The following is a 430-nucleotide window of genomic DNA, read 5'->3' on the forward strand; positions in this document are numbered from 1 at the left end:
CGGGTCAGATCTTCGGCGGCGCGGTGCTGGCGCGGACGGTGAGAGTCGTCCCGATCTCCAGCCGGGCCTGCGCGGAGTCCTCGCCGCGGCCGAGGGCGAGCGCCAACTCTGTTGCCGCCGAGGCCATTTCGGTGAGCGGCTGATGCACCGTGGTCAGCGGCGGATCCACCCACGCCACCACGGGCAGATCGTCGAAGCCGACCACACTGAGGTCCTCGGGGATCCGCAGTCCCGCCTCGCGACCCGCCTGGTAGACGCCAAGCGCCTGAAGGTCGTTGGCGGTGAAGATCGCTGTCGGCCGGCCAGGCAGGGCCAGCAGGGAACGTGCTGCCGCGCTCCCGCCCTCCGGGGTGAGGAGCGCGTGCACGATGAGTTCCGCATCGGCCGGCAGGCCGGCGGCCTGGATCGCGGAGCGGTATCCGTCCAGCCT

The 430-nt window shown here is 71.9% G+C and carries 1 protein-coding gene; it reads right to left on the minus strand.

What is annotated here, in order from left to right; translation table 11 throughout:
* Window positions 1–4 precede the first annotated feature (4 nt).
* Window positions 5–430: LacI family DNA-binding transcriptional regulator (locus TN53_RS42505; RefSeq protein WP_046264268.1), on the minus strand; the 426-nt coding region annotated here is incomplete at its 5' end.

The sequence above is a fragment of the Streptomyces sp. WM6386 genome, from assembly GCF_000972385.1.
Taxonomy (GTDB): Bacteria; Actinomycetota; Actinomycetes; order Streptomycetales; family Streptomycetaceae; genus Streptomyces.